This is a genomic window from Nocardiopsis synnemataformans, from assembly GCF_965343085.1.
Taxonomy (GTDB): Bacteria; Actinomycetota; Actinomycetes; order Streptosporangiales; family Streptosporangiaceae; genus Nocardiopsis; species Nocardiopsis alborubida.
In genome coordinates this window covers 99,376-123,388 of sequence record NZ_CBDRFA010000016.1, presented here as the reverse complement: position 1 = coordinate 123,388, position 24,013 = coordinate 99,376, and the positions used below count along the sequence as shown (strand labels likewise).

At 72.8% G+C, this 24,013-nt stretch carries 26 protein-coding genes; 18 read left to right on the top strand and 8 right to left on the bottom strand.

Features of this window, described 5'->3' with window-relative positions:
* Window positions 1-112: 112 nt before the first annotated feature.
* The gene (gene fdxA, locus ACSIH6_RS12075) at window positions 113-433 is read right to left on the bottom strand and encodes a ferredoxin (protein ID WP_013154907.1); all 321 of its coding nucleotides are present in this window, start codon (window positions 431-433) and stop codon (window positions 113-115) included.
* Window positions 434-615: 182 nt separating this feature from the next.
* On the opposite strand from fdxA, the gene ACSIH6_RS12070 reads away from it, so the two are divergent.
* The 3 genes from ACSIH6_RS12070 (at window position 616) to ACSIH6_RS12060 (ending at window position 3,836) form a co-directional block, all read left to right on the top strand.
* Window positions 616-873 carry a putative acetyltransferase gene (locus ACSIH6_RS12070; protein ID WP_150251891.1) on the top strand — a complete coding sequence of 86 codons (258 nt, stop codon included), beginning with the start codon at window positions 616-618 and terminating at the stop codon, window positions 871-873.
* Between the two features lie 235 nt (window positions 874-1,108).
* Window positions 1,109-2,470 carry a hypothetical protein gene (locus tag ACSIH6_RS12065; protein WP_435108337.1) on the top strand — a complete coding sequence of 454 codons (1,362 nt, stop codon included), beginning with the start codon at window positions 1,109-1,111 and terminating at the stop codon, window positions 2,468-2,470.
* Between the two features lie 271 nt (window positions 2,471-2,741).
* Window positions 2,742-3,836, top strand: a complete 1,095-nt coding sequence (locus ACSIH6_RS12060) for a site-2 protease family protein (RefSeq protein WP_435108336.1) — start codon at window positions 2,742-2,744, stop codon at window positions 3,834-3,836.
* A 71-nt stretch (window positions 3,837-3,907) separates the two neighbouring features.
* Here ACSIH6_RS12060 and ACSIH6_RS12055 read toward each other — a convergent pair whose 3' ends face one another.
* A complete protein-coding gene (locus ACSIH6_RS12055) occupies window positions 3,908-4,456 on the bottom strand; it encodes a hypothetical protein (RefSeq protein ID WP_435108335.1) in 549 nt (182 codons plus the stop codon).
* Window positions 4,457-4,493: 37 nt separating this feature from the next.
* On the bottom strand, window positions 4,494-5,360 hold the full coding sequence (gene mshB, locus ACSIH6_RS12050; protein WP_435108334.1) for an N-acetyl-1-D-myo-inositol-2-amino-2-deoxy-alpha-D-glucopyranoside deacetylase: 867 nt from the start codon (window positions 5,358-5,360) through the stop codon (window positions 4,494-4,496).
* Window positions 5,361-5,477: 117 nt separating this feature from the next.
* Here mshB and ACSIH6_RS12045 point away from each other — a divergent pair, with 117 nt between their 5' ends.
* Window positions 5,478-7,676, top strand: coding sequence for a S9 family peptidase (locus ACSIH6_RS12045; RefSeq protein WP_435108333.1), 2,199 nt, complete (start codon window positions 5,478-5,480; stop codon window positions 7,674-7,676).
* 54 nt (window positions 7,677-7,730) lie between these two features.
* Here ACSIH6_RS12045 and ACSIH6_RS12040 read toward each other — a convergent pair whose 3' ends face one another.
* A complete protein-coding gene (locus ACSIH6_RS12040) occupies window positions 7,731-9,665 on the bottom strand; it encodes a serine/threonine protein kinase (RefSeq protein WP_435108332.1) in 1,935 nt (644 codons plus the stop codon).
* Window positions 9,666-9,711: 46 nt separating this feature from the next.
* Window positions 9,712-11,508 carry a serine/threonine-protein kinase gene (locus ACSIH6_RS12035; protein WP_435108331.1) on the bottom strand — a complete coding sequence of 599 codons (1,797 nt, stop codon included), beginning with the start codon at window positions 11,506-11,508 and terminating at the stop codon, window positions 9,712-9,714.
* 255 nt (window positions 11,509-11,763) lie between these two features.
* Here ACSIH6_RS12035 and ACSIH6_RS12030 point away from each other — a divergent pair, with 255 nt between their 5' ends.
* From ACSIH6_RS12030 to ACSIH6_RS11970, 13 genes are all read left to right on the top strand, one after another.
* The gene (locus ACSIH6_RS12030; RefSeq protein WP_435108330.1) at window positions 11,764-12,147 is read left to right on the top strand and encodes a DUF3054 domain-containing protein; all 384 of its coding nucleotides are present in this window, start codon (window positions 11,764-11,766) and stop codon (window positions 12,145-12,147) included.
* A gap of 49 nt (window positions 12,148-12,196) precedes the next feature.
* The gene (locus ACSIH6_RS12025) at window positions 12,197-12,586 is read left to right on the top strand and encodes a hypothetical protein (protein WP_435108329.1); all 390 of its coding nucleotides are present in this window, start codon (window positions 12,197-12,199) and stop codon (window positions 12,584-12,586) included.
* A 36-nt stretch (window positions 12,587-12,622) separates the two neighbouring features.
* Window positions 12,623-13,375, top strand: a complete 753-nt coding sequence (locus tag ACSIH6_RS12020; RefSeq protein ID WP_435108328.1) for a TrmH family RNA methyltransferase — start codon at window positions 12,623-12,625, stop codon at window positions 13,373-13,375.
* Between the two features lie 51 nt (window positions 13,376-13,426).
* Window positions 13,427-14,062, top strand: a complete 636-nt coding sequence (locus ACSIH6_RS12015) for a GNAT family N-acetyltransferase (RefSeq protein ID WP_435108327.1) — start codon at window positions 13,427-13,429, stop codon at window positions 14,060-14,062.
* 126 nt (window positions 14,063-14,188) lie between these two features.
* Window positions 14,189-14,827 carry a GNAT family N-acetyltransferase gene (locus tag ACSIH6_RS12010; protein ID WP_435108326.1) on the top strand — a complete coding sequence of 213 codons (639 nt, stop codon included), beginning with the start codon at window positions 14,189-14,191 and terminating at the stop codon, window positions 14,825-14,827.
* A gap of 59 nt (window positions 14,828-14,886) precedes the next feature.
* Window positions 14,887-15,852 carry a glycoside hydrolase family 113 protein gene (locus ACSIH6_RS12005; RefSeq protein WP_435108325.1) on the top strand — a complete coding sequence of 322 codons (966 nt, stop codon included), beginning with the start codon at window positions 14,887-14,889 and terminating at the stop codon, window positions 15,850-15,852.
* Window positions 15,853-16,010: 158 nt separating this feature from the next.
* Window positions 16,011-16,511, top strand: coding sequence for a hypothetical protein (locus ACSIH6_RS12000; protein ID WP_435108324.1), 501 nt, complete (start codon window positions 16,011-16,013; stop codon window positions 16,509-16,511).
* Window positions 16,508-17,737 carry an NRAMP family divalent metal transporter gene (locus ACSIH6_RS11995; protein WP_435108323.1) on the top strand — a complete coding sequence of 410 codons (1,230 nt, stop codon included), beginning with the start codon at window positions 16,508-16,510 and terminating at the stop codon, window positions 17,735-17,737. Before ACSIH6_RS12000 ends, ACSIH6_RS11995 begins: the two co-directional genes overlap by 4 nt.
* Window position 17,738: 1 nt before the next feature.
* Window positions 17,739-18,128, top strand: a complete 390-nt coding sequence (locus ACSIH6_RS11990) for a hypothetical protein (RefSeq protein WP_435108322.1) — start codon at window positions 17,739-17,741, stop codon at window positions 18,126-18,128.
* On the top strand, window positions 18,125-18,457 hold the full coding sequence (locus tag ACSIH6_RS11985; RefSeq protein WP_435108321.1) for a PRC-barrel domain-containing protein: 333 nt from the start codon (window positions 18,125-18,127) through the stop codon (window positions 18,455-18,457). The genes ACSIH6_RS11990 and ACSIH6_RS11985 overlap by 4 nt, the downstream gene beginning before the upstream one ends.
* A 78-nt stretch (window positions 18,458-18,535) precedes the next feature.
* Window positions 18,536-18,736 carry an Arc family DNA-binding protein gene (locus ACSIH6_RS11980; protein ID WP_435108320.1) on the top strand — a complete coding sequence of 67 codons (201 nt, stop codon included), beginning with the start codon at window positions 18,536-18,538 and terminating at the stop codon, window positions 18,734-18,736.
* Entirely contained in the window at window positions 18,733-19,119 is a 387-nt protein-coding gene (locus ACSIH6_RS11975; protein ID WP_435108319.1) for a type II toxin-antitoxin system death-on-curing family toxin, read from the top strand. Before ACSIH6_RS11980 ends, ACSIH6_RS11975 begins: the two co-directional genes overlap by 4 nt.
* Before the next feature lie 94 nt (window positions 19,120-19,213).
* Entirely contained in the window at window positions 19,214-19,414 is a 201-nt protein-coding gene (locus tag ACSIH6_RS11970; protein WP_435108318.1) for a CopG family transcriptional regulator, read from the top strand.
* 70 nt (window positions 19,415-19,484) lie between these two features.
* Here the strand turns inward: ACSIH6_RS11970 and ACSIH6_RS11965 are convergent, their stop codons facing one another.
* The 3 genes from ACSIH6_RS11965 to ACSIH6_RS11955 are packed head-to-tail and all read right to left on the bottom strand — an operon-like array spanning window position 19,485 to window position 22,831.
* A complete protein-coding gene (locus ACSIH6_RS11965) occupies window positions 19,485-20,231 on the bottom strand; it encodes a succinate dehydrogenase/fumarate reductase iron-sulfur subunit (RefSeq protein WP_017564106.1) in 747 nt (248 codons plus the stop codon).
* The gene (locus ACSIH6_RS11960) at window positions 20,228-22,174 is read right to left on the bottom strand and encodes a fumarate reductase/succinate dehydrogenase flavoprotein subunit (RefSeq protein ID WP_435108317.1); all 1,947 of its coding nucleotides are present in this window, start codon (window positions 22,172-22,174) and stop codon (window positions 20,228-20,230) included. The genes ACSIH6_RS11965 and ACSIH6_RS11960 overlap by 4 nt, the downstream gene beginning before the upstream one ends.
* Entirely contained in the window at window positions 22,175-22,831 is a 657-nt protein-coding gene (locus ACSIH6_RS11955) for a succinate dehydrogenase cytochrome b subunit (protein ID WP_435108344.1), read from the bottom strand. It abuts the gene before it with no gap.
* Between the two features lie 131 nt (window positions 22,832-22,962).
* Between ACSIH6_RS11955 and ACSIH6_RS11950 the strand changes: the two genes are divergently transcribed.
* Window positions 22,963-23,913: a LysR family transcriptional regulator gene (locus ACSIH6_RS11950; protein WP_435108316.1), complete on the top strand. Its 951-nt coding sequence runs from the start codon at window positions 22,963-22,965 to the stop codon at window positions 23,911-23,913.
* Window positions 23,914-24,013: the final 100 nt, after the last annotated feature.

The following is a 24,013-nucleotide window of genomic DNA, read 5'->3' as shown; positions in this document are numbered from 1 at the left end:
ACACGTCGTCCACGCCGGGCCGCGCGAGGCCGCGCACCCTCTGCGCCATAGGGGTGCCGCGGTTGTCCTCCCCGGCCTCGGAGCGCCGGAACCCGCCCGGCGCTCCGCCGGGCTACTCGGCCTGCGGCGGCAGCTTGGCCACGAGCGGGTGGTCGCGGTCGATCTTGCCGACCTTGGAGGCGCCGCCCGGGGAGCCCAGGTCGTCGAAGAAGTCGACGTTGGCCTTGTAGAAGTCGGACCACTGCTCGGGGAGGTCATCCTCGTAGTAGATGGCCTCCACCGGGCAGACCGGCTCACACGCACCGCAGTCAACGCACTCGTCCGGGTGGATATAGAGCATGCGGTCGCCCTCGTAGATGCAGTCCACGGGGCACTCGTCAATGCACGCCTTGTCCAGTACATCAACACAGGGCTGCGCGATGACGTAGGTCACGTCGTACTCCTTGTCTCACCCCCGCGTCCCACGGGGGAGGCGGGGATCTTCGCGGACCCCGGGCCGGGACCGGCGTGCGGGCGCCCTGCCCCTGTTCCCGGGCTCTGCAAGCAATTGGCACAGATGTCGTACTCCTAGTATGACGGCGGAGAACACCCAGCGCACAATCGGGGGGCATTTCCTTGCACATGGGAGGACGTCTCGTCCACAGGATCTCTCCTGCGGACATCGGTCGGCGAGTCTCTGTACGAATACGCCTCCCCGAGGGCGGGTTCACCGATATCGTCGGTGTCGTGGAGTCCTGGGACGACGGTGTCCTCACCGTGCGCCGCCGTGACGGCTCCGCGGTGGAGGTCGCCGAGCCGACGATCGCCGCGAGCCGGGTCGTTCCCCCCGTACCCCCTCGCCGCCGCGGCGGGAGCCCGCCGCGAACGCCCTGAACCCCGTGCGTTCCGGGTTCCACGAAGTGAGGCGGCGTCCGCCCGGCGGGCGTCGCGAGGCGCGCATGTCGCGCCTGGACAGTGGCATTCTTCGGGCCCTGCGGGGTAGAAAACGCACAGTTCCGCAGCGGGTCCAGCCAGCCCGCCGAGGAACCGACAACGAAGCATCGCGCCCCCCGGCGGCACATCCACGCGGAACGGGCGCCGGTACGCGGGGAGGTGGTGAGCGCCCGTCATGCGCGAAGCAGTAGCGTCCGCCCTCGCCGAGCTGGCACGCCGGGACGAGCGGGCGGCCGACATGGCCCGGTCGGCCCTGGACACGCTCGCTCCGGAGCAGGAGCTCGAGAGGCTCAACCAGCACGCCGTCCAGCGGTTCTGCTGGTTCGAGCTACCGGTCCGCTTCCACGACTCCGCCGAGGACCAGCTGTTCGCGGTCCGCGCCCTCGGCAACCTCTTCGCCCTCCTCCAGCTGCACCGGTACGCGCAGATCTGCTCGGCGCCGGAGACGGCGGCCCTGCTCACCGTCTACGGCGGGGACCACGCCGCGGGCCTGGCGATGTACGAACGGCTCATGTGGGAGTCGGGCGTGGAGCCGCCGGACCTGCCCGAGCTGACCTGGGGGACGGCGGTCGGCGACGCCGAGATCGTGGCCCGCGACGAGACCGCGTCGGCGCTGGAGCTGGCGATCACCCTGGGCGACGTGCGCCCCGGCAAGCGCGGGTGGCGGCCCGCCCAGGAGCGGTTCGCCCGGTCGTTCCTCACCCAGCCGGACAACCGGGGGCTGAGCCACCTGGACCGGATACGCGAGGAGCGGGTGCGGGCCTGGCTGAGCTCGTCCGCGCATCCGCACCGCCAGCGCCTGTGGCCGCTGGTGGGCCAGATCATCGCGGGCGCGGACGTGCCGCGCGGCGCCGATGCCGCGATGGCGCCGCTCCAGCGGCTGCTGGACCTGGCCGCGGAGGGGATCGCGCTCACCCAGATCGGCTACATCTCGCCGAGCGTGGTGCGCCAGATGTGCGAGGACTTCGGATGGCGGACCATCCCCGAGCCACCGCGCAGCGAGACCGACGCCACCCAGCTGATCGCCCTGCACCAGGCGCTGCGGGGGATGCGCGCGGTGCGCCGGTCGGGCCGCCGCCTGGTCCTGACGCGGCGAGGGCGCCAGCTGCGGGAGGATCCCGAGGCGCTGTGGCAGGCGGCCACCGAGACCCTGTGCCGCACCGGGGGCCTGGACCAGGCCGCGGCGGAGACGCTGCTGGGCATGCTGCTGGCGCGCACTCCGCAGGGCAGCGGCTCACACGCGCGGCGCGGCGAGTCGGACGTGGAGGCGGCCGAGAGGGCGCTGACCGAGTCGGGGTGGGTGCCGGTGGAGCCTCCGGCGTCCTCGGGCAGGCACGCCGCGTCGCACCGGCGCACCGCGGAGGCCGCCTCGGACCAGGTGCGCGCACTGGTGATGGCGGTGAGCTGGCTGTTGGAGACCCTGGGCCTGCTCACCGACGACGACGGCGCCGGGCGCCGGGAGCTGACCGCCCCGGGGCGGGCGTTCGCGATCGCCTGCCTGCACCAGTCGGCGGTGGCGCCCCGGGCCGTGGTGTGACCGGGGTCCCCGGTGCATCCAGGGAGACCATGGTGTGTCCGTGAGGCGTGGTGGCGCCCCGGGCCATGGCGCGACCGCGGATCATGGTGTGACCGGCAGGCGTGGTGCGACGGGCGATCGTGGCGCGGCCGGGAGTCGCGTTCGGTGCCCGGAGTCCGAATCCGGGGGGACCGCGCCTTCCGGCTGCGCCCCTCATCGGCCACCCGCTGCGAACGGGTGCCGACCAGGGCCTAACCTGGAGCGCGAACCACCCGAGACCAGCAGGAGCACCATGCCCGCGCCCGAGCCGCCGCGCAAGGCTGAGACGACCGACGTGCCCGAGGCCGGCGGGGCAGTCGCCGACCCGTGGGAGCAGATGCCCGAGGACGCCCTCAACCGGCCGAACCTGGAGGAGGACACCGACGGCCCCGGCGACGTCGAGGACTCCGGGACCGGCTCCCGATCACGGGACGCCGTGAGGACGAAGGCCTCAGACCCCTCGTCCGCTCGGCCGGACGCCTCCGGGGCGGACGCCGAACCGGACGCCTCCGGGGACGCCGCATCCGGGAGCGGCCCCGACACCCCGCGCCCCGAGAGCTGGGCGGACTTCCTGCCCAGCCCGGTGTTCGTGCTGCTGCTGGGCCTGATGGGGTTCGCGGGCTGGCTGTCGTGGACCGCCGCGGAGCTGGAGTGGGTCGCCGAGGGCGCCAGCGTCACCCCGCTGGTCCCGCCGGTGTTCATCCTGCTCGGCTGGATCGTCTCCCTGGCCGTCCACGAGTTCGCGCACGCGCTCGCCGCCTACCTGGCCGGTGACCGGTCCCTGCGCGGCAGCGCCTACCTGCGGCTCAACCCGTTCGCCTACCGGCAGGCCTTCGCCGGGCTGGTCCTGCCCTCGGCCTACCTGGGCCTGGGCGCCTTCGGCATGACCGGTCCGCCCACCTACGTGGACTGGGACCGCGTCCCGTCCCGGGGCCGCCGCGTCCTGGTGGCGCTCTCCGGACCGCTGGCCAGCCTCCTGGTGTCCGCCGCGTTCGCGATCACCGTGTCCGTCCTGGTGCCCCCGGGCAACGACACCACCAACTGGGCGATCTCGGCGATGGCCTTCCTGTGCTTCGCGAACCTGACGGCCGCCGTGATCAACCTGCTGCCGGTTCCCGGCCTGGACGGCTTCGAGGTGCTGGCCGCCTGGCAGCGCGGCGACTGGGTCACCGTGGCCCGCGACAACGCGCTGTTCGGCTCGGTGGCCGTGTTCGCGATCCTGTGGTTCCCGGGCCTGAACGAACTGCTGGTGAACGCGGTGTACAGCCTGTTCGACCTGGTGCTGCCCAACCCGGTGTTCAGCGGCGTCGCCTTCTACGGCGAGCTGCTCCTCCAGTTCTGGGCCTGACCGGAACCGGGGCCGACGAGGGCCCGTGGGGCGCGCGCCTCACGGGCCCTCGTCGTTGGGGGACCGCGGTCCTAGCCCTCTCGCCAGGGCCGCGCCCGCTCGGAGGGCCGTGTCCGCCGGTAGCCCCCGCCCGCGGACCGCGCGTCGGTCCCGGACGTCCCTGCCCTCGGGGAACCGGGCGGCGGGACGAAGGACCAGCTGCGGATCACGGCGAACACCAGCACCAGCATCACCCCGAAGAGGTACGCGTTGTGCATGATGTGGTTCGTGAGCACGATGTCGCCGCCGGGCATGTAGCCGACCGTCCCTATCAGCGCGGCCAGGTAGCCGACCGCGAAGGCCGCCGCCCCGGAGGTGCGGCGGCTGCCCCACGCGCACAGGCGGCACGCGCCGTACAGCAGCGCCAGGAAGGCCAGCAGCCCGGCCGCGCTCGCGGCCTGGACCGTCGCGCCCGCGCCCCAGTAGAGGGTCAGCCAGCCCGCGCCGGTGGTGCCGAGCATGCCCACGGCGGCGCCGAGCAGCAGCAGGACCACGAAGGTCGTCCCGGTCAGCACCGGCGACAGGAACCCGGCGGAGGACTCGCCCTCGGCGGGCGCGGCGGTCTCAGGTGTGGTGGTCACAGCGACGAGGGTAAACGCTCGGTACCACCGGTCGCGGTCACAGCCCCGCGAACAGGTCGGTCTCGTACTCGCCGTGGTGGGTGCGCGGCGTCGGTCCCACCAGCAGGGTGAAGTACTCCACGGCGTCGATCTCCTGGGCGATGCCGTTGGACAGGGCGAAGCGCTCGCCCTCCACCGTGATCTGGGTGGCGTGGGCGCGCATCGCGAGCGTCTTGGCCGCCCAGTGGTCGGTGGCGTCCACACGGGTGGTCACCGCCGTCTCGGGGGTGCCCCGGGCGATGTCGGACACCCGGGCGGGCGGGGTGAAGGAGCCGGACTCCTCGCTCAGCCGCGCGATGGACTCCTCGATGCGCGAGACCGGCTGGGCGATCGCGTAGAGCTTGCGCACCTGCCAGGGCGTGCCGGGCATGGCCCGTTCCCCTGCCCGGAGGAAGGCCCGCCGGGCGATCCTGTGCGCCTGGATGTGGTCGGGGTGGCCGTAGCCGCCGTGCTCGTCGTAGCTGACCAGCACGTGCGGGCGGACCTCGCGGATGACCTGCGCCAGGAGCGTGGCGGCCTCCTCCACGTCCGCGCCCCAGAACGCCCGGGGGTGCTCGTTGGTCGGCGCGCCCATCATCCCCGAGTCCCGGTAGCGGCCGGGGCCGCCCAGGAGGCGGTGGTCGCGGACGCCGAGGGCCAGGCAGGCCTTGTCCAGCTCGCCGATCCGGTGCTCGCCGAGGGTGCCCTCGCGGTCGGAGGCCAGGTGCGCGAGGTCCTCGGGGATGACCTCGCCCTCCTCCCCCAGCGTGCAGGTCACCAGGGTCACACCGGCCCCCTCGGCCGCGTACTTGGCCAGGGTGGCTCCGGTGACGATGCTCTCGTCGTCGGGGTGCGCGTGCACCATCATCAGTCGCCTGTCAGTCACGTAGCGAACGATACCGGTCGCAACTGCGCGCCACCTCCCACATCGCACACTTCACGGAGGGGCGTCGGGCCGCCGACCGGCACCCCGGGCGGGCGCGGCATGGGACACAATCGGCCTATGAGCTTTCCTCGCCAACAGGCCCGCACGCAGCGCTTCTCGATCGGTGTCCCCCGCGCGTTCCAGATCTCGCCGGACGGACGGCGCGTCGCCTTCCTCCGGGGGCGCGACGGGGTGGACAAGGCCACCTGTCTGTGGGTGCACGACACGGAGGGGGCGGGAACGGACACGGTGGTCGCCGACCCCCGGTCCCTGGGCGCCGACGACGAGAACCTTCCGCCCGAGGAGCGGGCCCGCCGCGAGCGGCTGCGCGAGAGCGGCGGCGGGATCGTGTCGTACTCGGTGGACGAGGCGTTCACCCGCGCGGTGTTCACCCTGTCCGGGCGGCTGTTCTACGTCGACCTGGTCGGCGACGACGCCGTTCCGCGCGAGCTGCCCGCCGCCACCCCCGTCGTGGACCCGCGCATCAGCCCGGCGGGCGACCGGATCGCCTACGTCAGCGGCGGCGCGGTGCGCGTCCTGGACATCGCCGCCGCCGAACCGGACCACGGCGACCGCCCGGTGGCCGAACCGGACGGCCCCGACGTCACGTGGGGTCTGGCCGAGTTGGTGGCCGCCGAGGAGATGGGGCGCTACCGGGGCTTTTGGTGGGCGCCGGACGGCTCCGCCCTCGCCGTCGCGCGCGTGGACGAGTCCGGGGTGAACACCTGGTACGTCTCCGATCCCGGCAGCCCCGGCCAGGAGCCGACGGCCCTGCGCTACCCGCCCGCGGGCGGCGCCAACGCCGACGTGCGCCTGGCCGTGTTCCCGGTCGGCCCTCGCGGGGGCGAGCGGCCCGAACCGGCCTGGGTGGAGTGGGACCGCGAGGCCCTGCCCTACCTGGCGACGGTCGGCTGGACGACCGGGCCGGACGGCACGCCGACCGTGGTGTTCACCGCGCAGAGCCGCGACCAGCGCACGCTGACCCTGTTCAGCGCCGACCCCGCGACCGGTCTGGTGGTGGGGTCGCGCACCGAGACCGACGGCGTGTGGGTCGAGCTGATGCCGGGCGTGCCCGCCTACACCGGCGCGGGCGACCTGGTGTGGATCGGCCGCGAGGCCGGGGGCGAGCGCCGGGTCTACGTCGGCGACGCCCCGGTCAGCCCCGCGGACGTGTACGTGCGCGGTGTGGTGGACGTGGACGGCGACCGGGTCCTGTACTCGGGATCGCCCGCGGGGAGCCCCGGCGACGTGTCGCTGTGGCTGGTCGAACTGGGCACGGGCCTGGCCGCGCCGGTGGAGGTGCCCGGGCACGGGTGCAGCAGGTCCGCCGACTCGGGCGCGCACAGCGGCCTGCGCTCGGGACGGCTGCGCGGCGACACGCTGGTGGTGCAGCACCGGTCGATGGACTTCCCGGGCGCGCACACGGTGGTGCTGCGCGGCGCCAGCACCGAGACGCGCCGGTCCTGCTCCGAGATCGAGAGCCTGGCCGAGGCCCCGGACCTGCCGGAACCGCGCGTGGAGTTCTGGCGCGCCGGTGAGCGCCGGATCCCGAGCGCCCTGGTGCTGCCGTCCTGGTACCGGGAGGAGCTGCGCCCGCTGCCGGTGCTGATGGCGCCCTACGGCGGCCCGCACGCCCAGCGGGTGCTCAACGCGCGCGGGGCGTACCTGACCGCCCAGTGGTACGCCGAACAGGGGTTCGCGGTGCTCATCGCGGACGGGCGGGGCACGCCGGGCCTCGGGGTGGAGTGGGAGCAGAGCGTCCACCTCGACCTGGCCGCGCCGGTCCTGGAGGACCAGGTGGCGGCACTGGAGGACGCGGCGGAGCGGTTCGACTGCCTGGACGTGTCGCGGGTGGGCATCCACGGCTGGTCGTTCGGCGGGTACCTGGCGGCGCTGGCGGTGCTGCGCCGCCCGGACGTGTTCCACGCGGCGGTGGCGGGCGCGCCGGTCATCGACTGGGAGTTGTACGACACCCACTACACCGAGCGCTACCTGGGCACCCCCGGGAGCGAGCCGGAGGCCTACGGGCGCAGCTCGCTGCTGGCGGAGGCGGCCAAGCTGGAGCGTCCGCTGATGATGATCCACGGCCTGGCGGACGACAACGTGGCCTTCGCGCACACGCAGCGGATGTCGTCGGCGCTGATGGCGGCGGGGCGCCCGCACACGGTGCTGCCGCTGTCGGGGGTGACGCACTCGCCCTCGGACCCGACGGTCGCGGAGAACCTCATGCTGCTCCAGGTGGAGTTCCTCAAGGAGAACCTCCGGGGCCAGGGGTAGGCTCCCGCCCCGCCCGGTGCCGCGCGCGGGACGGCGCGCGGCACCGGGCGGCGGTCAGTTGGTCCCGGTCTGCGGGGCCGCCTCCTCCCTGCTGGCGGCGATCTCCGACTCGTCGGGGACCTCGATCTCCACGGGTCCGTTGAACTGGAGGAAGCCGACGGTCGTGGAGTACCCGGTCATGAAGGTGCCGTTGACACCCTCCTCCTCCGAGGACTCGTAGGTCTGGAAGTGCTGCGGGTAGCCGTCCCCGCCGATCCACAGGTCGAAGGTGAGCTCCACCTCCTGTCCCGGAGCGAGGGTCGCCTCCCCGACGTAGGTTCCGGTGTAGTGGTGTCCCGTGCGTCCGCTCAGGTCGATGCCCTCGGTCATGTCCTCGGGGTAGTCGGTGACGGGTGGCGCCGACTCCCCCTGGTAGCTGACCTGGCTCCCCTCGCCGAGGACGGCCCGGAGGGACTCCACGGTGGACGTCCAGCCCGCCCGGGGCTCCTCCTCCAGCTCCTCCGGCGCGGGACGGTAGTAGTCACCCTCGACCACCCCGACCAGGTTGGAGTCCGTGCGGGCCAGGACGTCGTCCGGCCCCTCGCCGACCTCCAGGGTGACGAAGGTGGCCGGTCCCGCGTAGAGGCTCTGGAAGTACCTGGGTTCAGGGTCCTCGGTGTAGGAGTAGCTGGTCGTGCTCCCCGTGGACATCTCGGCCTCCCTCGCCGCGGAGTAGGCCGTGAAGCTCGACGCGCCGAGGGCCAGCTCCACGGCCTCGCCCACCACCGCCTCCGTGTCCTCGGGGTCGGTCCGCACGGCGGGCTCCCCGTCGTCCGCCGTACCGTCGCCGGTACCCGCGTCGTCCCCGGTACCCGCGTCGTCCCCGGTGACGGTTCCCCCGTCGGCGGCTCCCCCTTCGGCGACCTCCTGACCGTCCTCGGGGCGCACGACCAGCCAGGTGCCGACCAGCGCGGCGACCAGGACGGCCGCGGTGGCCGCGAGCAGCGGCGCCCGGCCGGACCGGCGCACCCGGCGCGGCGCGGGAGCCTCCACTCCCCGCCACTCGGTGGCGAGCAGGCCGGGGACGACCTCGGTCACCGGGTCGCCATGGAACGGCTGGATCCGGGTGGCGTTCCAGCCGGAGGTGAGCGCGGTGACCACCCCGACCGCCGAGGGCCTGCGTCCGGGGTCCTTGTCGAACGCCCGCCGCACCGGGTCCAGGAGCTCGGGCGGCACCCCGTCCAGGTCCGGCTCGCCGTTGCGGACCCGGTGGGACACCACCTCGGCGGACTCCCTGCCGAAGGGGTCGCGGCCGGTGGCGGCGAAGGCGACCAGCCCCGCCCAGGCGAACATGTCGGACCGGTCGCTGGCGGCCTGCCCCTCGTACTGCTCCGGGGCCACCCACCCCGGGGTGCCGAACAGGCCGCCGGTGCGGGTGAGCGCGGTGCCCTCCACGGCGCGGGCGATCCCGAAGTCGAGCACCTTCGGGCCGGTCGGGGACAGGATGACGTTGCCGGGCTTGAGGTCGCGGTGCACCACGCCCGCCGCGTGGATCGCGGTGAGCGCCTCGGCCAGACCGACCGCCAGGGCGAGCAGGACGCCCCCGGAGAGCGGTCCGTGCCGCCGTACGTGCTGGCGCAGGGTCAGGCCGGGCACGTACTCGGTGGCCAGCCACGGCGTGTCCGCCCGCGCGTCGGCGTCCAGGAACGCGGGCGCGCAGGCGGCGCGCACCCGCCTGACCATCTCCACCTCGCGGGCGAACCGGGCCCGGAAGTCGGCGTCGGCGGCGAAGTGGGCGTGGACGACCTTGACCGCGGCGCAGCCGCCGTCCGAGGCCAAACCCGCGTAGACGGCCCCCATACCGCCCGCACCGACGCGGCCGACCACGCTGTAGCCGCCGATGCGCTCGGGGTCGGCCGCGGTGGGCGGTTCCACGCCGGGGGGAAGCCGCTTCCGGTCGAAGGGGGGAGTGGTCCGTGAGGTCGGGAAGGTCGAGGTCGGGGAGGTCAACGTGTGCCCTTCCTGGGGGTTCGGGGTCGAAGGCGGTGGGCGCGGCTCAGGAGAACGGGTCGGACTCCTGGTACACGCAGCTGTTGACGGGGACGCCGCCGACCAGGGTGGCGTCGTGCGGGGCGAGTCCCGGCGAGTCGGTGAAGCCGGGGTAGGTCTGCTCGTCGCCCAGATCCGGTGCCACGTGGCAGAAGCCGCCGGGGTAGCCGGGGGCGATCCGCTGCTCCTCGTCCAGGGCCTCCGCGGGCAGGTAGTAGAAGACGCCGCCGGTGACGGCGCCGACGATCGTCACGGTGAACTCGGCGACGGGGTTCGCCGGGTCGAGTTCGGCGAGCAGGCCCCGGCTGCCGGGCCGGGAGAAGTCGAGGTGGTCCTGCCCGGGGGTGATCTGGCCCACCCAGGCGAAGTCGTCGCTGTGGACGCTCAGCCCGCCGAAGTCGGGGAGGTACTCGGCGGTGGCCGTGACGGTGACCGAGTTCGTGAAGCGCTCCCCGCGGGTGAGGGTCAGCCGCAGTTGGTCCAGCGCTTCGCCGTCCCCTTCCGCGGGTTCGAGCGTGCGGACCAGTCGGGCGCTGTCGCCGGGGACGGGCTCCACGGCCACGGTCCCGGTGGCGTACAGGTCCCGGTACTCGGCGGGAACGTCCTCCCCCGCCACCCCCGCGCTCCCCTGTCCCGCACCGCTGCCGTCGGCGGCGTCCGCGGTGGAGGTCCCCCCGTCGGAGGTACCGTCGCCCGTCGCCCCGGACCCTCCCTCCCCGCCGCCGGAGAGGGAGACCAGACCCGTCCCGGCCAGTACGGCGAGCGCGAGTCCGGCCGCGCCGACCGCCAGGGGCCGCTGGTTGCGACGTGCCCAGGAGCGCCGGGGCGGGGCGTGGAAGCGCCAGAGGTCGGTCCGGCCGTCGTCGGGGTCGGCGGCGCCGGTCCAGGCCCGTGCCACGAGCCGGGGGAGGTCCGCGCCGGTGTCCTCACCGGAGGCGGCGCGCAGCAGCGCGGCCGTCTCCCGCAGCGCCGCGTCCGCGTCCGGCCGCCGCGCCGGGTCCTTGTCCAGGGCCCGCTCCACCAGCGCGCGCAGGGCCCCGGGAAGGCCCTCCAGGTCCGGCGGCTCCGACAGCACGCGCGGCACCATGGTGTCGGTGCCGCCCGCGCCGAACGGGTTGCGTCCGGTGGCGGCGAAGGCCACCAGCCCGCCCCAGGCGAACATGTCGGAGCGGTCGGTGGCCCCACGTCCCGCGTACTGCTCCGGGGAGGTCCAGCCCGGCGTGCCGACCAGCCCGCCGGTCCGGGTGAGCGCGGTGCCGTCGACCGTCCGCGCGATACCGAAGTCCAGCACCCTCGGGCCGTCCGGGGACAGGATCACGTTGCCGGGCTTGAGGTCGCGGTGCACCACACCCGTCCCGTGGATCGCGGTCAGGGCCTCGGCCACGCCCAGCGCGAACGCGGTGAGTGCCGCGCCGGCGAGCGGCCCCCGGGCCCGCACACGGGCGTCCAGGGTCAGTCCGGGGACGTACTCGGTGGCCAGCCAGGGAACCTCGGCACGGGTGTCGGCGCCCACGAACCCGGGCACGCAGGCCGCGCGCACCCGGCGCACCAGGGCGACCTCACGGGCGAAGCGCTCCCGGAACTCCCCGTCGCCCGCGTAGACCCGGTGCACGCACTTGACCGCCACCCGCCGGTCGGCGTCGTCCAGCGCCGCGTAGACCACGCCCATGCCGCCCGAACCGATCCGGCCCACCACCCGGAAGGGACCGACACGCCGGGGCTCGTCGGGGGTGAGGGGTCGCACACCGGTCGGCAGGGGAGGCGGCGCGGAGCCGGGGTGCATGGGCGAGGGGGCGGCGCTCATGTGGCGTGGACGACCTTCTGGATCCGGGGTTCGGGTGGGGCTGCGGGGGCACGTTCGCCACCGGCGGTCGGAGCGATCGGCGACCACCAACCTAGGACACTCCCGCGACGGTAGGGGTTCTCCCCCTCTCCGCCCGCCCCACCGGTTTCCCCCGAACCACCGCGCCCCGCGCCCGCGGCCCACCGCCGCGACACGTCGCGACGCACCGCACCGCCCCGCCCGACCGCTCCCGTGACCCGGGCATAGCCTGGCCGTATGCGTTCCTCCACCGCGCCCCGCGCCCTCGCCGCGCTGCTGGCCGACCTGGTCTGCGTGCTGGCCTTCGTCGTGATCGGCAGGACCGACCACGGGACCGGCACGGCCCTGGCCGAGATCGCCTGGACCGCGTGGCCGTTCGCCGCCGGGACGGTCCTGGGCTGGGCGGTCACCCGCGCCTGGACCGCCCCCGGCCGGATCTGGCCGACGGGCGTGTTCGTGTGGGCCGTGACCGTGGCCGCGGGGATGGCGCTGCGCGTGTTCCTGGGAGAGGGTGCCCCGCTCAGCTTCGTCATCGTCACCTCGCTGTTCCTCGCCGCGACCATGCTCGGCTGGCGCGGGGTCGCGCTTCTCGTCGCGAGAAGGCGACAGCGCCGCGCCTGAGGGGGAAGACTGGGTACACAACGCAACCTCCCTCACGAAGGAGCCCCCCGTGGCCGATCCCGTCACCCTCGCCATCGCCGCCGCCGTCGTCACCGGCGCGGTCGGCAAGATCACCGAGGCGGCGACCGGCGGCACCGTCGCCGCCTTCAAGTCCCTGCGCAAGGCGGTCTTCGCTCGCTTCCGCTCCGACCCCGAATCCCAGCAGGCCCTGGACGACGCCCTCCTGGAGCCGGAGGACCCCGAGGCGCTGGCCGCCGTCGCCGAGCACCTGGAGCGGGCCGAGGGCGCGGACCCCGGCATCCGCGGCCTGATGCAGGAACTGCGCCGCGAGGTCGTCCAGGAGGGCGACGGGGCCGTGCACAACAGCATCCAGGGGGACGTCAGCGGCAAGGCGCGCGTGTTCCAGGGCCGCGACTTCCACGGGGACATCCACCTGTAGGAGGCCCCACCGCGGAGCGTTCGTAAGCTGGAACGGATGAACGAGCACCCCGCACCCCAGTCCCCTCCCTCCGGCGCCGTCCGCGGTCCCGCCTCCCGCGCGTCCGCGGACGGCGCCGACGAGGACGAGGCGCGCGAGGTGGGCGTGGGCCCGTGGGAGGGCCCCTGGCCCGAGGGCGACCACTACGACCCCGAACTGCTGGCCGGTGGCGACCGCCGCAACGTCGTGGACCGCTACCGGTACTGGCGGCGCGAGGCGATCGTGGCCGACCTCGACACCGTGCGCCACCCCTTCCACGTCGCCGTGGAGAACTGGACGCACGACTTCAACATCGGCTCGGTCGTGCGCACCGCCAACGCGTTCGGATGCGCGGCCGTGCACATCGTGGGCCGCCGCCGCTGGAACAAGCGCGGCGCGATGGTGACCGACCGCTACCAGCACGTCCACCACCACCCCGACACGGAGGCGCTGGTGGCGTGGGCCGAGGAGCGCGGTCTGGCACTGCTCGGCGTGGACAACCTGCCGGGCTCTGTGCCGCTGGAGACCTACCCGCTGCCCAGGAACGCGGTGCTGGTGTTCGGGCAGGAGGGTCCGGGGCTCTCGGAGGAGGTGCGGCGGGTGTGCCGGGCGGTGCTGTCGATCTCCCAGTTCGGCTCGACCCGGTCGATCAACGCCGGGGCCGCGGCCGCGATCGCGATGCACGCCTGGGTGCGGGCCCACGTGTTCGACCAGCCGGTCCCGGCCGCGTTCTCCGCGGACGCCCCGGCCCCCACCACGGCACTGTCGTGATGGTTCCGTGATCTACCATGGTCGAAAGGCCCCTAGCAGAGAGATTCCGGGATGAGTCCAACCGTCACAGCAGCCTCCCGTGCCGCCACGATCGACGACGTCGCCGGTGTCGCGCGCGTTCTGGCCAGGTCAGCGCAGGAGGACCCGCTCTTCCGGTGGCTGTTCCCCGACGACGAGCTGCGGATGGCCAGGACTCGCCGCTTCTTCGCCCTGACCGCGGGTTTCGGCTACGTTCCCTCGGGTGAGACCAGGGTCGCCGAGACCAGGGACGAGAGCGAGGAGGCGCCGGTGGTGCGCGGCGCGGCGCTGTGGGCGCCCCCCACCGCCAACCCCGAGGGCCAACTGGTGTCACTGCGCACCTGGCCGCACTGGGGTCCCCTGATCGGCCGCACCCGCCTGGCCGCGTTCGTGCGCGTGTTCGCCGAGTGGAAGCTGGCCGCGCCCCAGGAGCCCCACCTGTACCTGGCGGCGCTGGGCGTGGACCCGGCCGCCTCCGGCACCGGCGTCGGCGGCGGACTGCTCACCTCGGGCCTGGACCGCGCCGACTCCGAGGGGCTTCCGGTGTTCACCCAGACGCTCAACCCCAAGACCGTCGGCTTCTACGAGCGGTTCGGGTTCCGGCTGGTGCGGGAGGCGGAGAGCCCGGAGGCGGGGACCAACTACTTCCTGCTGCGCGACCCCTCCTGAGGCCCGGCGGGCCCGCTGCCCCTTCCTGAGGAAACACCCCACCCGCGACGGTCGCGAGCCCTACCATGAGCGGTGATCGGAGCCCCGGCACAAGGGAACCCCGGCCCCAGGGAAGAGGCAGCGCCCGTGACCCCCACAGCGGTACAGGCGGTCCGCACCGCGACCATGAACGACGTGCCCGCCGTGGCACGGGTGCTGAGCCGCGCCCTCTACCACGACCCGCTCTTCCGGTGGCTCTTCCCGGACGACGGCCTGCGCATGGCGCAGAACTTCCGCGCGTGCGCGCTGCTGGCCGGGTTCGGCCACGTCCCCGGCGGCCACGCCGTCGTGGCGGAGTCCCTGGAGGGCCCCGCGCGCGAACCGGTGGTGCGGGGCGCGGCCCTGTGGACGCCGCCCGGCATCAGGCGGGAGGGCGCCGCGGTCCCGCTGCGGTCGCTGCCGCACTGGATCCGGCTGGTGGGGTTGTCCCGGCTGCCGGAGCTGGCCTGGTACAACGGCGAGCTCAGGGCGTCCGTGCCGGAGGACCCGCACTGGTACCTGTGCGTGCTGGGCGCCGACCCCGCGGCGGACGGGAGCGACGCGGGGGCGCGGCTGCTGCGCGCGGGCCTGGCCCGGGCCGACGCGGACGGCGTGCCGGTCTACCTGGAGACGGCGGACCCGGCGGACATCGGCTACTACGAGGACTACGACTTCCGGATGGTGCGGGCGGTCCACCCCACGGCGGCCCCCTCCGCCTACTGCATGCTGCGCCCCGCCGCCTCCTGAACCCGGTCGGGGACGGATCGGGTCTTCTGATCCACCGGGCCTCCTGACAGGATGGGCGCGTGGACATCCGAGGAATCTCCCACCACACCGACGGCGTACCCGAGGAGGCGGCGGCGCGCGACATGCGCGTCATCCGCGAGGACCTGCACTGCACCGCGGTGATGCTGATCGGCGCCGACACCGAACGCCAGCGGGCCGCCGCGCGCGCCGCCCTGGAGGCGGGGCTGGACGTGTGGGTGCGCCCGCAGCCGGAGAACCCGCCGGTCGCCGAGCGGCTGGAGCACCTGGCCGCCACCGCCCGCATGGCGCAGGAGCTGCGCCTGGACCACCCGGGCCGGGTGACCCTCATGGTCGGCACCGAGTTCTCGCTGACCTCCCCCGGCCTGCTCCCCGGGGCGGGCGAGTTCGCCCGCCTGCAGTTCGTCATCCGCCCGTGGCTGCGCCGCCCCTTCGAGCAGAGGATGCAGCGCAGGCTCGCCGCGCTGCTCGCCGCGGCCCTGGACGTGGCCCGCGAGAACTTCGGGGGGCCGGTGACCTACGGGGCCGGGGGCTGGGAGGAGGTGGACTGGTCGGGCTTCGACCTGGCCGGGGTGAACCTGTACCGGTTCGGGACCGACGCCGACGCCTACGAACGGCGTCTGGACGCCCTCCGAAGCGGTTCCGCCAAGCCCCTGGTGATCACCGAGTTCGGCTGCGGCGCGCACGACGGGGCCGACCTGCGGGGAGCGGGGTCCTTCCTCGCGGTGAACTGGTTCGCCGATCCGCCGCGCCTGCGCCGGGGCACCGCGCGCAACGAGGCCGTGCAGGCCGGATACCTCGACGCGCTGCTGGGGCTGTACCGGGAGCGGGGCGTGCACGGCGCGTTCGTGTTCACGTTCGCCATGCCGGACTTCCCGCACAGCGAGAACCCCGTGTACGACCTGGACGCGGCCGGGTTCGGCGTGGTGCGGACGGCCGAGGGCGATCCGTCGTCCTGGGAGCCCAAGGAGGCCTTCCACACGGTCGCCCGGCGCTACCGGACCTGAGGGCCGCGGGTCCGAGGACGGCCGCCGCGCCCCCCGTGGCGCAGCACGACCGCACGGACGACATGCCGTGACCTCGCCCGTGGCATGGCGCGGCCGCCCCGGTGACACGCCGCGGATGGGCGCGGTCACCGGATCCCGCGCGGTTAGGGTCCTGAGCCATGACCCGCAGCGATCCGCCACCGCGGGGGCGCCCCCGCGGGGCTCGGGGCCTCCTCACGCGGTGCGCGCTCACCGCTCTGGCCGCGGCCCTGGCGCTGACGGGCACGGCCTGCACCTCCCCGGCGCTGACCACGGACGCCTACCTCGACGACGCCCGGCAGACCACCGGGGACCTGCTGTCGGCCGTCCGCACGGGGACGCTGGTCGCGGAACTGGCCGAGGACGACCGGGCGTTCCAGCCCTACCTGGAGGTCAGCGCACAGGACGTGGAGGAGTCCGCCCGGTCCCTCACCGACACCTTCGGCGCCCTCCAACCGCCCTCTCCGAGCTGCGACGGCCTGCGGGACGAGTTGACGGACCTGTCCGACGCCGCCGTCCACGACCTGTCCGCCCTGCGCATCGCGCTGAGGCGGGAGGACCCCGACGGAGTGGCCGGGGCCGCCGAGGCGCTCCATGAGACCGCCGCCGCGCTGGTGGAACTCCAGGAGGAGCTCCGGTGAGGGTCCTCCTGTCCTTCACCCTGGGCATGCTCACCGCCGTCGGCGGGTTCCTGGACATCGGCGACCTGGTCTCCGCCTCCGTGGTCGGCTCCCGCTTCGGGATGTCCCTGGCCTGGGTGATCCCCCTCGGCGTCATCGGGATCATGCTCTTCACCGAGATGGCGGCGCGCGTCACGGCCGTCAGCGGCCGGGCCGTCTTCGACCTGGTCCGCGAGCGGCTCGGCGCCCGCGCGGGCCTGGCCAACCTGCTGGCGTCCTACGTCATCACCCTGCTGACCATGTCGGCGCAGATCGGCGGTATCGCGCTCGCCCTCGAACTGGCCAGCAGCGTCCACTACCTGCTGTGGGTCCCGGTGGCCATGGTCCTGGTCTGGGTGGTCGTGTGGCGGATGCCGTTCGGTTGGATGGAGAAGACCTACGGGCTGCTCGGCCTGGCCCTGGTCGTGTTCGCCGTCGCCCTGTGGCGGCTGGGCCCCGACTGGGGCGGTCTCATGGCCAGCGCCACGAGCCTCTCCCCTCCCCCGAACGAGGAGTGGTCGGTGTGGTCCTACTACGCGATCGCGCTGTTCGGCGCGACGATGACCCCCTACTCGGTCCTGTTCTTCTCCTCCAGCGGGGTGGAGGAGAGGTGGACCCCCCGCGACCTGGCCACGGCCCGGATCAACATCTTCTTCGGCTTCCCGGTGGGCGGCCTGCTCGCCCTGGCCATCATGGGCTGCGCGGCGGCCTGGCTCATGCCCGCCGACGTCCACGTGGAGGACCTGGGCCAGGTCGCGCTCCCGGTGGTCGCGGCACTGGGCAAACTCGGACTGGTCGTGGTCATCGTGGGCTTCTTCGCGGCCACCTTCGGCGCCGCCCTGGAGTCGGCCCTGGCGTCGGGCTACAGCGTGGCCCAGTACTTCGGCTGGCCGTGGGGCAAGACCCGGCCGCCCGTGCGGGCGGCGCTCTTCCACTCCGTCATCCTGCTGGGCCTGGTGGCGGGCGCCCTCTTCGTCCTCACCGGGATCGACCCGATCAAGGTGGTCGAGTACAGCATCGTGCTGTCGGCGGTGGCGCTGCCGCTCACCTACCTGCCGATCTTCGTGGTCGCCAACGACCGCCGCTACCTGGGCGACCGGGTGAACTCGCGGTTCACCAACATCGTGGGATCGATCTACCTGGTCCTGCTGCTCGTGGGGTCGGTCGTCGCCATCCCCCTGATGCTCTACACGAAAGCGGGGCAATGAGATGTCGCAGAACCAGGAACGCGAATCCGTGTTCCGGGTCGGCTTCGCCGTGCTGGACCGCCAGATCGTCGACCGCGACGGGCAGCCGGTGGGCAAGACCGACGACGTCGAGTTCTCCTGGGAGGAGGGAGCCTCGCCGACCATGACGGCGCTGCTCACCGACTCCGCCGCGCTGGGTCCCAGACTCTCGGGACGCCTGGGAAGGTTGTGGCGCACGGCGCTGAGGAGGCTGCGGCCCTCCGAACACGAACCCGTGCGGATCCCGGTGGGCGACGTCGAGGACTTCTCCCCCACGACCCGTCTGTCCACGCCCGCCCCCGAGGGGAGCCACGCGGCGGAGAGGTGGCTGAGCCGCAACGTCATCGGGCGGATCCCAGGAGCGGGGCGATGAGCGCGTTCCTGTTCAGCGAACTGCTCGGCCGCCGGGTCACGGACAGCTCCGGGCACACGGTCGGGACCGTCCAGGACGTGGTCGTGCGCCGCGACGGGGAGGCCTACACCGTCCTGGGCCTGGTGCTGGGCCGGGGCGCGTTCGCTGGCCGCCTCGGCTACGGGGGCTCGCTGGAACCTCCCTCCCCGTGGCACCGGGTCCTGAGCTGGATGCGCCGCCACGAGCGCTACGTGGCCTGGGAGGACGTCGAGAGCCTGGACGGGGCGTCCGTCGGGATCGGCGTCGGGTACGGGGACCTGCCCCGGCACTGGCGCGAGCACGAGGGCTGAGGCCACCCGGGAGGGCTCTCCTCCTCCGCCCGTCCTTCTACACCAGCAAGTGATACCACTTCCAGGTACCATCACGGCATGAACATGCATCTACGCCTGCCCGAGGACGTACACGCGGAGATCAGGGAGGTCGCCGAAGAGGACGGCAACAGCGTCAACACCGAGGTCGTCATCGCGCTGAAGGAGTTCCTCGCGAACCGTCAGACCGAGAGGGTTCGCCAGTACGCTCTGGAGATCGCCGAAGAGGACGCTGAGCTGCTGGCGAGGCTCGCCGAGTGACGCGTTACCTCACCAAGGCCGATGTCCGCGTGATCATCGAGGCGACCCTTCCCTCCTATGTGACGGTGAGGGACATCGGCCAGCTCCACGCGGCGCTGCTGCGCCCGCAGACCACCGCCTTCGGTGACGACGCCTATCCGGACGTGTGGCAGAAGGCCGCCGCCCTCATGCAGTCGATCCTCATCGGCCATCCCCTGTCGGACGGGAACAAGAGGCTGGCCTGGGTCAGCGCCAAGCTGTTCCTCCGACTCAACGGCCAGAAGGTGGGCAGACCTGACCAGAGCGCCGCCTACGACCTGGTCATCGCCGTCACCACCGGCGATCCGGTGGACGTCTCCGAGATCGCCGACCAGCTCAGAAAACTCATGCCTCCCATGGAGTGACCTCCGGAGCCGGCGACGGGCCGCACCCCCGCTCCGACACGTCGATCACCGCGTTTCCCGCCCGCCAGCCTCCGGCAGTCGCTACCTTCGTGCCATGGACATGCATCTGCACATGCACGACGGCCTCCACGCCCTGATCAGGGAGGCCGCGGAGGAGGACGGCGTCAGCGTCGAGGCCGCGGTCGTCACCGCCGTCGAGGACTTCGTCGCGGGCCGCCAGACGCGCGAGGCCCCGGAGCGCACCGGGGAGACGGCGGAACAGGGCGCCGGACCGCTCCGGCACCTGGCCGAGTGACCTCCGGGAAAGGCGACGGGCCGCGCCCCCGGAAGGAGCGCGGCCCGTGCGGTGCGACAGGGGTCGGAGGCTAGCCGACGCCCTTGCTGAGCGAGCCCAGCAGGTCGCGGTTGAGCTGCGAGATCGTGTCCAGCGGGATGCCCTTCGGGCAGACCGCGGCGCACTCACCGATGTTGGTGCAGCCGCCGAAGTCCTCCTCGTCCTGCTGGTTGATCATCTTCACCACGCGCGAGGACCGCTCGGGCTGTCCCTGCGGGAGCATGCCCAGGTGCGTGACCTTCGCGGCGGTGAACAGCATGCTGGAGGCGTTCGGGCAGGCCGCCACGCACGCGCCGCAGCCGATGCAGGTCGCGGCGTCGAACGCGCGGTCCGCGTCCGGCTTCGGGATCGGGTTGGCGTGGGCGTCCGGCGCGGTACCCGTCGGGGCGCTGATGTAGCCGCCCGCCTGGATGATGCGGTCGAACGCGCCGCGGTCCACGACCAGGTCCCTGACGACCGGGAACGCCTTGGCCCGCCACGGCTCCACCGTGATGGTGTCGCCGTCGTTGAAGCTGCGCATGTGCAGCTGGCAGGTCGTGGTGCGCTCGGGGCCGTGCGCCTCACCGTCGATCACGACACCGCAGGCACCGCAGATGCCCTCACGGCAGTCGTGGTCGAAGGCGACCGGGTCCTCGTTCTCCAGCGTGAGCTTCTCGTTGAGGACGTCGAGCATCTCCAGGAACGACATGTCCGGGGAGACGTCGGTGAGCTTGTACGTGGCCAGCCGACCCTCGTCGTCCGGCCCCTTCTGACGCCATACGCGCAGGGTGATGTTCACTTGTAGCTCCGCTGCTTCATCTCGACGTACTCGTACTCCAGGTTCTCCTTGTGGAGTACGGGCTTGCTGTCATCGCCGCCGAACGCCCAGGCAGCCACGTAGGCGAACTCGTCGTCGTGGCGCAGCGCCTCGCCGTCCTCGGTCTGGCTCTCGGCGCGGAAGTGGCCGCCGCAGGACTCGCGGCGGTGCAGGGCGTCGATGCACATGAGCTCGCCCAGCTCCAGGAAGTCGGCCACGCGGTTGGCCTTCTCCAGGGCCTGGTTGAACTCCTCGTTGGTGCCCAGCACCTTGACGTCGCGCCAGAACTCGGCGCGCAGCGCCCGGATGAGCTCGATGGCCTTGGTCAGGCCCTCCTCGCTGCGCTCCATGCCGCAGTACTCCCACATGATGTGGCCGAGCTCCTTGTGGAAGGAGTCGACGGTGCGGGAGCCCTGGATGGAGAGCAGCTTGTCGATGCGGGAGACCACCTGGTCCTTGGCCGACACGGCCTCGGGGTGCGACTCGTCGATGGCGTCGAAGGGACCCGCCGACAGGTAGTCGTTGATGGTGTTGGGCAGGACGAAGTAGCCGTCCGCCAGCCCCTGCATCAGCGCGCTGGCGCCCAGGCGGTTGGCGCCGTGGTCGGAGAAGTTGGCCTCACCGGTCACGAACAGGCCCGGGATGGAGCTCTGGAGGTCGTAGTCGACCCACAGGCCGCCCATGGTGTAGTGCACCGCCGGGTAGATGCGCATCGGAACCTCGTACGGGTTCTCGCCGGTGATGCGCTGGTACATGTCGAACAGGTTGCCGTACTTGGCCTCGACGGCGTCCTGCCCCATGCGCCCGATGGCGTCGGCGAAGTCCAGGTAGACGCCCAGACCGCCGGGGCCGACGCCGCGGCCCTCGTCGCAGACGTTCTTGGCGGCGCGGGAGGCGATGTCGCGCGGCACCAGGTTGCCGAAGGCCGGGTAGATGCGCTCCAGGTAGTAGTCGCGCTCGTCCTCGGGGATCTGGCGCGGGTCGCGGGTGTCCCCGTGCGCCTTGGGCACCCAGATGCGGCCGTCGTTGCGCAGCGACTCGCTCATCAGGGTCAGCTTGGACTGGTAGTCGCCGCTGACCGGGATGCAGGTCGGGTGGATCTGCGTGTAGCACGGGTTGGCGAAGAGCGCGCCCTTGCGGTGCGCGCGCCAGGTCGCGGTGACGTTCGAGCCCATCGCGTTGGTCGACAGGAAGAACACGTTGCCGTAGCCGCCGGTGGCCAGCACCACGGCGTCGGCGAAGTGCGTCTCGATCTCACCGGTGACCATGTCGCGGACGATGACGCCGCGCGCCCGGCCGTCCACGACGATGACTTCCAGCATCTCGTGGCGGGTGTTCATCTTGACGCTGCCCGCCGCGACCTGGCGCTCCAGCGCCTGGTAGGCGCCGATGAGCAGCTGCTGGCCCGTCTGGCCGCGCGCGTAGAAGGTGCGCGAGACCTGCACGCCGCCGAAGGAGCGGTTGTCGAGCAGGCCGCCGTACTCGCGGGCGAAGGGCACGCCCTGGGCGACGCACTGGTCGATGATCTCGACACTGGTCTGGGCCAGGCGGTAGACGTTCGACTCGCGGGAGCGGAAGTCACCGCCCTTGACGGTGTCGTAGAACAGCCGGTAGATGCTGTCGCCGTCGTTGCGGTAGTTCTTGGCGGCGTTGATGCCGCCCTGGGCCGCGATGGAGTGCGCGCGGCGCGGGCTGTCCTGGTAGCAGAACGAGGTGACGTTGTAGCCCGCCTCGCCCAGGGTCGCGGCCGCGGAGGCGCCGGCCAGGCCGGTGCCCACCATGATCACCGAGAGCTTGCGCCGGTTCGCGGGGTTGACCAGCTTGGCCGAGAAGCGCCGCTTGTCCCAGCGCTCGTTGATCGGGCCCTCCGGGGCCTTCTCGTCCCGGATCGGGTCGCCCACGCGGTAGAAGTCGTTCTCAGACAATTAACTCACCAGTCCAAAGGTGACCGCCAGAGGCGGGAGCAGGAAGCCGACGGTCACGATCAGCGACAGACCCACGGCGACCGCGTTGAGCATGCCCTGACGGCTGGCCTGGTTGACGCCGAGGGTGGCCAGGGCGCTCCAGATGCCGTGCCGCAGGTGCAGGCCCACAGCGATCACGGACAGGACGTAGAACAGGGTCACGTACCAGAACTCGGGCTGGAACCCGTTCACGAGCCGCTCGTAGGGGCTGTCGGACGCACCGCCGGGAGCGATGGTGTTCGTGGTCAGGTGCAGGATGTGGAAGACCACGAACAGCGCGACCAGGACGCCGCCGTAGCGCATGGTGTAGGAGGCGTAGCTGCGGGCCACCCTCTTCTTCACCTGGTAGCGCTGGGCGGCGGGACGCGCCTTGCGGGCGCGGGCCCACAGCGACACCGCCGCGTAGATGTGGATCAGGACGCTCGCCAGCAGGACGATGCGGAAGATCCACAGGAATCCGCTCTCGGGCAGCAGCGGGTAGCCCAGCTCCCGGAGGCTGTGGGCGTAGCCGTCAAAAGCCTCCTGGCCCGAGAAGATCTTGAGGTTGCCGTACATGTGCGCGATCAAATACAGCACGAGGATCGCCCCGGTGACCGCCATCGCTGCTTTGAGCGCCACCGTGGACCCGTAGGCCGTAGACCGCTTCTTGGTCAAGGTACTGTTCGCCACAGCCTGTCACTGTAAGTTCTGGTTAAGTCTGACGTCCAAGTCATCAGGATGCTTGAGTCGATAGACGTAGGCTATGGAACATGCAGTTCCAGCAGCTCGCCTACTTCGTCGCGGTGGCCCGCACACGCCATTTCACCCGCGCAGCAGAGCTTTCGCGCGTCGCGCAGCCCAGTTTGAGCAAACAGATCCGCGGCCTTGAGCAGGAGCTGGGTGCGCCGTTATTCAGTCGTGCCCGGGGAAACATCACACTCACACCGGCCGGTGAGGCGCTGCTTCCGCTGGCCCAGCGCATGCTCGCCGACCTGGAGACGGCCCGGCGCGAGGTCGCGGAGCTGGCCGGGGTGCGCCGGGGCCGCGTGCGGCTCGGCGCGACCCCGTCGCTGTGCGCGGGGCTGCTGGCCGACGTGCTCGCCGACTTCCACACGCGATTCCCCGGGATCGAGCTCCAGGTGGAGGAGAGCGGCTCGCGCGACCTCATCCGCGACCTGGGGCGGGGCGAGCTGGACCTGGCGCTGATCATCCTGCCGCTGCACAGCAGCGACCCCGACTTCTCCACCACGCCGATCCTGCGGGAGAACCTGGTGGTGGCGAGCCCGATGTCGGGCCCCTCCCCCAACGGGCGGGCCTCGATCCGCATCACCGAGCTGCGCGGGCGCCCCCTGGTGATGTTCCGGCGCGGCTACGACGTGCGCGAGGCGACGCTGCGCGCGTGCCGGGCGTCCGGGTTCGAGCCCGAGCTGGCCGTGGAGGGCGGGGAGATGGACGCCGTGCTGCGGTTCGTGGAAGCGGGCATGGGGCTGGCGGTGGTGCCGAGCATGGTGCTGCGCAACCGGCAGAGCCTGCGCGGAACGCCGCTGGCCCGCCCCCGCCTGCTGCGGACGGTGGCGCTGGCGCGGCGCCGGGACGTGGAGCCCTCGCACTCGGCGGAGGCGTTCCGCCGCCACCTCAACGGCTACCTGCTGGGCATGTCGCCGCAGGACCTGGGGCCGGACCTGGAGGTCCTGCTCTCCGGCGGGGACGAGTCGGACTGACCCGCCGGGCGGATGGCCGCACTCCGCCGTGTTCGTCGTCGGCCGACCAACACGAGGGTGTGGCAGGCGGTGCGCGACGAGGACCGACCGAGCACTCCGG

Coding starts and splice junctions, on each gene's coding strand:
- ACSIH6_RS12020 (WP_435108328.1), top strand. CDS start 12,623: ATGAACGAGCACCCCGCACCCCAGTCCCCTCCCTCCGGCGCCGTCCGC.
- ACSIH6_RS11990 (WP_435108322.1), top strand. CDS start 17,739: ATGTCGCAGAACCAGGAACGCGAATCCGTGTTCCGGGTCGGCTTCGCC.
- ACSIH6_RS11970 (WP_435108318.1), top strand. CDS start 19,214: ATGGACATGCATCTGCACATGCACGACGGCCTCCACGCCCTGATCAGG.
- ACSIH6_RS12000 (WP_435108324.1), top strand. CDS start 16,011: ATGACCCGCAGCGATCCGCCACCGCGGGGGCGCCCCCGCGGGGCTCGG.
- ACSIH6_RS12015 (WP_435108327.1), top strand. CDS start 13,427: ATGAGTCCAACCGTCACAGCAGCCTCCCGTGCCGCCACGATCGACGAC.
- ACSIH6_RS12035 (WP_435108331.1), bottom strand. CDS start 11,508: ATGAGCGCCGCCCCCTCGCCCATGCACCCCGGCTCCGCGCCGCCTCCC.
- ACSIH6_RS11980 (WP_435108320.1), top strand. CDS start 18,536: ATGAACATGCATCTACGCCTGCCCGAGGACGTACACGCGGAGATCAGG.
- ACSIH6_RS12030 (WP_435108330.1), top strand. CDS start 11,764: ATGCGTTCCTCCACCGCGCCCCGCGCCCTCGCCGCGCTGCTGGCCGAC.
- ACSIH6_RS11950 (WP_435108316.1), top strand. CDS start 22,963: ATGCAGTTCCAGCAGCTCGCCTACTTCGTCGCGGTGGCCCGCACACGC.
- ACSIH6_RS12045 (WP_435108333.1), top strand. CDS start 5,478: ATGAGCTTTCCTCGCCAACAGGCCCGCACGCAGCGCTTCTCGATCGGT.
- ACSIH6_RS11985 (WP_435108321.1), top strand. CDS start 18,125: ATGAGCGCGTTCCTGTTCAGCGAACTGCTCGGCCGCCGGGTCACGGAC.
- ACSIH6_RS12060 (WP_435108336.1), top strand. CDS start 2,742: ATGCCCGCGCCCGAGCCGCCGCGCAAGGCTGAGACGACCGACGTGCCC.
- ACSIH6_RS12065 (WP_435108337.1), top strand. CDS start 1,109: ATGCGCGAAGCAGTAGCGTCCGCCCTCGCCGAGCTGGCACGCCGGGAC.